General features: G+C 37.6%; 4 protein-coding genes. 3 read left to right on the top strand and 1 reads right to left on the bottom strand.

Translation table 11 applies throughout. The features are described from left to right. Positions 1-508: 508 nt before the first annotated feature. The 3 genes from tsaA to I6F44_RS19375 all read left to right on the top strand — a co-directional run bounded on the left by tsaA (position 509) and on the right by I6F44_RS19375 (position 4,442). A complete protein-coding gene (gene tsaA / locus I6F44_RS19365; RefSeq protein ID WP_007586811.1) occupies positions 509-1,213 on the top strand; it encodes a tRNA (N6-threonylcarbamoyladenosine(37)-N6)-methyltransferase TrmO in 705 nt (234 codons plus the stop codon). Between the two features lie 89 nt (positions 1,214-1,302). After that, positions 1,303-3,027 carry a proline--tRNA ligase gene (locus tag I6F44_RS19370; RefSeq protein WP_101216635.1) on the top strand — a complete coding sequence of 575 codons (1,725 nt, stop codon included), beginning with the start codon at positions 1,303-1,305 and terminating at the stop codon, positions 3,025-3,027. Between the two features lie 581 nt (positions 3,028-3,608). Beyond that, positions 3,609-4,442, top strand: coding sequence for a UDP-2,3-diacylglucosamine diphosphatase (locus I6F44_RS19375; RefSeq protein WP_101216634.1), 834 nt, complete (start codon positions 3,609-3,611; stop codon positions 4,440-4,442). Positions 4,443-4,467: 25 nt separating this feature from the next. Here the strand turns inward: I6F44_RS19375 and I6F44_RS19380 are convergent, their stop codons facing one another. Next, positions 4,468-7,479: an ATP-binding protein gene (locus I6F44_RS19380; RefSeq protein ID WP_442960270.1), complete on the bottom strand. Its 3,012-nt coding sequence runs from the start codon at positions 7,477-7,479 to the stop codon at positions 4,468-4,470. Positions 7,480-7,888 lie beyond the last annotated feature (409 nt).

Genomic DNA, 7,888 nt, shown 5'->3' on the forward strand with positions numbered 1-7,888 from the left:
GATGGCAGAAAGCCTCATTCTAGAGCCACGAAGGGAGCGAAGTTTTCCTCGTTCAGTCAACCCAAGACCACAGCGGTACGCTAGAAATAAAAAAGCCGCTCACCTTAAGTGAACGGCATTAAAGCCTTAGGGCTTACCTTTTTTGTTTTAGGCCCTCTTTAAATATATTAATATAAACCAATCAGTCTAATGAATAACTTTGAACCGTGTGGTCTATAATGCCAAGTGCATTAAATAAGTATTCTATTATAGCACTAAGAAAATAGCGCAATAACAAGGCAAAATTATAATATATAGTTGTTATCACAAATTGCTCCCTGCATTGCTCTACCTCCTGCATCCATGCAGTCAGCTATGAATAATTCCTAACAAAGTAAGTGCGCTATTTAATGCAGTAGAATAATCATATTTTTAATAAAATTGTATACGCAATAAACTTGCTTACATTAATGCCATAAATGCTAAATGCGGGTAGAATAGCGCTCTATTTTATTTGTACCCGAGTACTATGAGCGATTATACCATTTCGGCTATTGGCCACATTCAATCTCCTTATAAACAAAAGTTTGCTATACCTAGGCAACCACGTTTAGTGCCACAAGCTAAAGCAAAGCTTATATTTGCCCCCGATTTTAATCGCGAAGAGTTTGTACGTGGTTTAGATGAATTTACTCATATTTGGTTGTTATTTCGTTTTCATGAAACAGCTGATAAAGGTTATTCTGCCATGGTGCGCCCGCCTCGTTTGGGTGGCAATGAGCGAAAAGGTGTATTTGCGACCCGCGCTACATTCAGACCAAACGCAATTGGAATGAGCGCCGTAAAACTTGAAGGTATTGAATATAAAAACGGACAACTTAGCTTATTACTCGCTGGTATTGATTTACTTGATGGCACACCGATTATTGACATAAAACCGTATTTGCCGTACTCAGACTCTATGCCGGATGCAAGTGCTGGCTTTGCTGACACGCGCCCAGAAACACAAATGACGGTTGAATTTAGCCCTCAAGCAATTGAGTTTGTTAATGCGCAAACACAATACCCAGATTTACATGATTTTATTGCCAATGTTTTAAAACAAGATCCCCGCCCTGCATATAAAAAACAAAAAGACGGCGAGCAGAGCTATGGCATGACTTTGTATAATTATAATATTCGCTGGCAAGTCAATGGCGAACATAACGTAGTAACAAGTATAGAAAAAAACTAAATAACTCAGTTAGCGCTTTAGTGTAAAAGCATCCGCTGGTAAACTTAAGCTCTATTAAAAGAATATAATTACTCTATTTCGGAAAAAACATGCGTACAAGCCAATATATACTCGCAACACTTAAAGAAACGCCATCAGATGCTGAAATCGTATCGCATCAGTTAATGCTTAGAGCCGGTATGATCCGCCGCGTCGCTTCGGGTTTATACACTTGGTTACCCTCTGGTTTACGCGTGCTACGTAAAGTAGAAAACATTGTACGTGAAGAGATGGACAAAGCGGGTGCAATTGAAATGCTAATGCCTGTTATTCAACCGGCTGATTTGTGGGAAGAGTCTGGCCGTTGGAATGAATTTGGTCCTGAGCTTATGCGCTTTACAGACCGTCATAACCGTACGTTTGCACTTGGTCCAACACACGAAGAAGTAATAACTGATTTCGTACGTAAAGAAATAAGCAGCTACAAGCAATTACCAGTTACTTTATACCAAGTACAAACTAAAGTACGCGACGAACGTCGTCCTCGTTTTGGTGTAATGCGTGCTCGTGAATTTACAATGAAAGATGCCTACTCTTTTCACTTAAGTGAAGAGTGTTTAGATGCGACTTATCAAGCGATGCACAAAGCATATTGTAATATTTTTGAGCGTTTAGGCCTTGATTACCGCCCTGTTATAGCCGATACAGGCTCTATTGGTGGTAGCGTATCGCACGAGTTTCATGTACTTGCTGAGTCGGGCGAAGATGCAATTGCATTTAGTGACGGCAGTGATTACGCCGCTAATATTGAAAAAGCAGAAGCACTGGCACCAAGCGAGCCTCGCCCTGAAGCATCAAAAGAGCTTAAAGCGTTTCCAACGCCTGATGCTAAAACGATTAACGAGCTTAAAAAACACTACGGTGTTAAGCCACATCGCGGTGTTAAAACGTTAATTGTTTATGGTACGCCTGATGAAAACGAAGTACGCGGTTTAGTAGCCCTAGTACTGCGTGGCGATCACGAATTAAATGAACTAAAAGCTGAAAAGCACCCATTAGTAGACTCTCCGCTTGAAATGGCAACAGAGACAGATATTGTTGCTGCTATTGGCGCAAAACCTGGCTCATTAGGCCCTGTCGGCTTATCTATGCCTATTATTGTTGATAGAACAGCTAACATACTTGCTGATTTTGTTGCCGGTGCAAATAAAGACGATGAGCATTACAGCGGTATTAACTGGGATCGTGACGTAACTGATTACGAAGTTGCTGATATTCGTAATATTGTTGAAGGCGATATGAGCCCATGTGGCCAAGGCGTTTTACAAATTAAACGTGGTATTGAAGTAGGTCATATTTTCCAACTTGGCACTAAATACTCAGAAGCGATGAAAGCGGGTGTATTAAACGAAGGTGGTAAAAACCAAACCATGACTATGGGTTGTTACGGTATTGGTGTTTCACGTATTGTTGCCGCTGCTATTGAGCAGAACAACGATCAATACGGGATCATTTGGCCAAAATCAATCGCGCCATTCGATTTAGCAATTGTTCCAATGAACATGCACAAATCGCATCGTATTCCTGATATTGCAAATAACCTTTACCAAGGTTTAAAAGATGCAGGTCTTGATGTGTTATTTGATGATCGTAAAGAGCGCCCTGGCGTTATGTTTAATGACATGGAGCTAATTGGTGTGCCATTTACGCTAGTAATTGGTGAGCGTAACCTTGACGAGAATAAAGTTGAGCTTAAAAACCGCCGTACAGGTGAAAAGCTAATGATTGATATCGATACAGCAATTGATGCAATTAAAGCAGCCGTTAAAGGTTAATAACACCCACGCTTAGAACAGACTATAAGGCCGCATTTAAAATGCGGCCTTTTTTATGCGCAATTAATAGCAATGCGTAATGGTAGCTGATCATCAACTCACCTTTCCTAAGGCGTGTTGATCTCGTGGGTTGAAATTTGTTCAATCTAGGGACGATTTAATCGCAGCTCGAAGTTTGCAACCTAGTAGACTCGATAATTGCTCCTGCGTTATTCTACTGACTTACATCCATGTAAGAATAAGTAAAGCTTCCGCGTCCTGCTTACGCCCCTTACCGACATCTATGTAGGCAACAAAGAGCTAATAGTCCCTATAAGAACTCAAAGGGCAGCGCATGTTTGGCATTTATACTGCGTTATCGCCTATTTATGGGGAATAACCACGCTACATATGATCTTCCATGCCTAAAAACCAAACAGTCTGCTGTAAAATCAATCACGAAAGGTCAACACGCCCTAGCTCTATATAAATATTTTAATTTCATGACTTTGTATAAATTGTCATAGAGGCTTCGCTAAAGTGTCTCATAAGTGTCATTGGGTTTATCTACAGTGTTAATTATTACACTATGGATAACGGGGATGACAAACAATCAACAGCGTAAGAAACAACACTACCCTACTATTTGGATATCAGATGTTCATTTAGGTTACAAAGACTGTAAAGCCGATTATTTGCTCAATTTTTTAAACTCGGTAGAATCCGACACACTTTATTTAGTGGGTGATATTATTGATTTATGGTCGATGAAAAGACAGTTTTATTGGCACCCTTCGCATTATCAAGTATTGAGCTGTATACAACAAAAAGCAGTTAATGGTACACGCATCATTTATATACCCGGTAATCATGACGAAACGTTTAGGAACTATATAAATCAAACGTTATTTGGTATTGAAATCCACCAGCAGTTTATTCACACCACTAAAGCTAATAAACGTTTTTTACTCGTACACGGTGATGATTTTGATTCCGCGACACGCTATAACAAACTTATTAGTATCGCGGGCGATGCAGGATACGACTTTTTATTATTTTTAAACCGCTGGACCAATCGTATTCGAAAGCTATTTGGTGGTAATTACTACTCGCTTGCATCATGGATAAAAGCTCGCGTACACAAAGCACGTGAAGCAATTAAAGCCTTCGAAGATGCCGCAATTCATGAAGCTAAAAAGCAAAACGTAGACGGTATTATTTGTGGGCACATTCATCATCCCAAAATAAAAATTGATGACGGAATTATGTATTGCAACGATGGAGATTGGATTGAGAGCTGTACAGCGCTGGTAGAGCAGCAAGATGGAAAAATTGAATTACTACATTGGTCAGACACACAATCCGTACTCGATAGCACCGACATAACAAAGTTAAATATATCAACAAATGCTAAACCAAAAAAATCAGCTGCATAAGCAGCTGATTCTCAATTAATAACTATTAACTTAGCCAGGTGATTAACTTATCTTTTAGCGTTCTTGGCTTGATTGGTTTAGTAATATAGTCGTTCATGCCTGCAGTTAAACAACGCTCTCTATCACCTTCCATCGCGCTTGCTGTCATAGCAATAATAGGAATGTGTGTGTAATCGACTCCGGCTTTACTATTTCTGATTTCACTTGTTGTATCGTACCCATTTAGATTAGGCATTTGGCAGTCCATTAAAATTACATCAAAGGATTGTTCTGTGTTTTCTCTCAATGCTTCTAATGCTTCTACGCCATCTGATGCACAGGTGATTTTTACTTTAGTACGTTTTAAAATCGCCTTAGCTACTTCAATGTTTATCATATTATCGTCTACTAATAATATATGATAAGCAGAAAGGTCAGGCTCTACTTGTTCTTCTGTTAAGCCCTTGGGTGGCGCTATAATACAATCATTAGTAGCACCAAATAAACTGGCTAATTTATAGCTGAATTGATCTTGGGTAAGCGGTTTATTTAAAATATGGCTACCTTCAGGTAACACCATTTTAGTTGGTTTATCGGTCACCATGTCGCGTAAAATTAAGACGTACTTTTTATTAAACTGCTTACAGTAATCAATTAACGCATCAATTTGAGGATGCTCATCGTCAATCAATAATAAGTCAGCTTCAAACTCTTTATGCTCACTAAAGTAGTCGAGTCTTACAATGTTTTCTGCATTTACTTTACAGGTTAGTAGCAATAAATCGCACACGTTTTTATAAACGTTATCGCGCGCTATTAATGCCGCTACGTTAATACTTGTAGCAAGTTCAATACCTGTGTTTAGTTTTTTCTCTTGTGCTACATGTAGCTCAACTGTTGCGGTAAAGGTACTACCAGCACCCTTTTCACTTATAACCGTAATATTACCACCCATTAACTGAGCAAGTTTTTTACATATAGATAAGCCTAAGCCTGTACCACCAAAATGACGGGTTGTACTTGAATCTTCTTGTGTAAACACTTCAAATAGTTTGTCTATGTTCTCTGGCGCTATACCAATACCCGTGTCTTTTATTGTAAAGCTCATTAATAACTTTGAGTCGGTAATGTACTTAGAGCCGACAGTTAAACTTACTTCGCCTCGGTGGGTAAATTTAAATGCATTATTAACTAAGTTAATTAAAATTTGTTTTAGTCGATGGCTGTCGCCAATAACCATTCTATCTACTACATCTTTTGTATCTAAGAATACTTCAAGACCTTTGCGCTGGCCCTGTAACGCTAAAGAGCTAATCATATCGCTACATACTGTAACAACATCAAATGTATGATTATCAATATCAAGCTTACCCGCTTCAATTTTAGAAAAATCGAGAATATCGTTAATCAAATTCATCAGAGAGTTAGCACTACTATTAGCTAATTTTAAGTAATGGTATTGTTGTTCACTTAAGCCATCTTCTTTGAGCATTTCAAGCATACCCAAAACGCCATTCATCGGTGTGCGTATTTCGTGAGATATATTTGCTACAAAGTCACTTTTTGCTTGGCTCGCTGCTAATGCTTGATCAATTGCTCGCTCTAGCTCAACAGTTCTTTGTGAGACTTTTAGCTCTAAAGTACTGTTTAAGCCTTCAAGCTCTGATTGAGTATTTTTTAATGAGCTAATATTTCTTAAAATAGCTGCTACCTGATAACGGTTATTGTAGACATCAAAAATACTACTGAGAGTAATTGAAAAGTATTGTTTGTTGCCGTAACCATCTGTGTAGATAGCTTCAAACGGCATTTTTGATCCGTTTGAAATAGTCTCTTCTATACAGTTATTATCGGCTTCATTTAAGTTAAATAAAGAAACAAAGTCAGGGCTAGTGCCTGAGATTGAATTACCGAAAACCTCTTTAGCTGTATTATTAAAGTGAACAATTTCGCCGTTTTGCTCAATTGTAAAAATAGCATCCAGTGAGTTTTCAATTACTTTATTGTTTTGCTCTTTTAGAGAATTAATTAACAACTTACGGTTTATAAAACGTTGGTATAAAAAGGCAATAATTAAAAATATACCAAAAAACATGAGTAGCATAACAATAAAGTTTTGACGCCTATCACTAACCTTTGCAAACAACGTTTTAGTATCAACACTTACACCAAGCTCTAAAGGTAACATCGCAATATCACCATCAAGCGAAATACGTTTTTTTAACGTGTAAGCAATTGGGTAATTACTTAGCGGTAAAGTGCCTTGCTCTGCCATTGTGCTTGCAGTGGAAAATTCTTCAGTCCATGTTTTTGCTTTATTAAATTCAAAACCGAAGCGTAATTGAGAGTTTGGATGATATAAAAATTCACCTTCATTATTCATTAGGTAAATTTGTGTTCCTTGTGGAGATTCAACCGTTAAACTTTTTATTAATTTATCAGCAAAGTAGTTAGTGACTAATATTGCAAAAATTTTATTTTTTTCATCAAAAACAGGCTTAGCTACACGAAAAGTACTTATATAAGGTTCTTGTATCTGCCCATTTTCACGGTTGTAGTTAATAGGAGAAATATAAACACTTTTATTATCGAGCATACTCGCTTTTATCATGTAATCGCGTTGGCCTTTCTTTTGTAATTGCAGACCTTGCAGTCGATTAATTTCTCCGAGTTGGTTTCTATCAACCCTGACAACTTCTTGCCCACCATCTGCGAGAATAATATAGCGAGCCTGAAGTATGCTGTCGTCTGTGCGCATAAAACCACTAAAAATACTCGCTAAGCGCTCTTCCCAAACGTCGATGTGCGTGCCTAACAAGGGATCTATTTTCTTGTTTTCAGTGGCGCGAGTAATGCCTTTAATCGGGGGCGTTGCGTCTAAAAAGCGAATAGCGGTAACACTATCTTTAAGATGGTTTTTTAGTGAAAGGCTTTTTGTTTCAAGCTCACGTTTTAATTCTATTTGGGCTGAATTATAAACATCACTTCTTACTTTTTGGTCAAACAAATACAGAGATGGTAAAGCTATAAGAACAAATATTATTGTTGCAACGAGCATTAGTCTATTATTTTTTGTCACATTCAAAAAATTATTCTTTTTCAACATTTACCTTCACCATAAATTTTTATTGTTATTAGTATAGAGCATTAACGAAAGAATTGGACCACCTAACTAATCGGTTATCGTTATAATTTTTATAATAAAAAGACTAAATCATTAGTTTTATTTAGAGCACTCTCTCTATATGAATTATAAATGAATGAGAGTACCCATATCGACTCACGCAGCTTATAAAATAGTTTTTTCAAGCAATCATTCCTTTAAAATATAAAAGGTAGCCAATGCTTAATGCCGATCAGTTAAGAAAATGACCGGTTGACCGATCCAAACGATCATGCAAAATCCGTAGTTAGGAAACTAACTACGGATTTTTTTGTGAATATAGAACAAGCACTGCAAGCAACAC

Origin of the sequence: Pseudoalteromonas sp. NZS11_1 (genome assembly GCF_015864275.1) — a bacterium.
GTDB lineage: Bacteria > Pseudomonadota > Gammaproteobacteria > Enterobacterales > Alteromonadaceae > Pseudoalteromonas > Pseudoalteromonas arctica.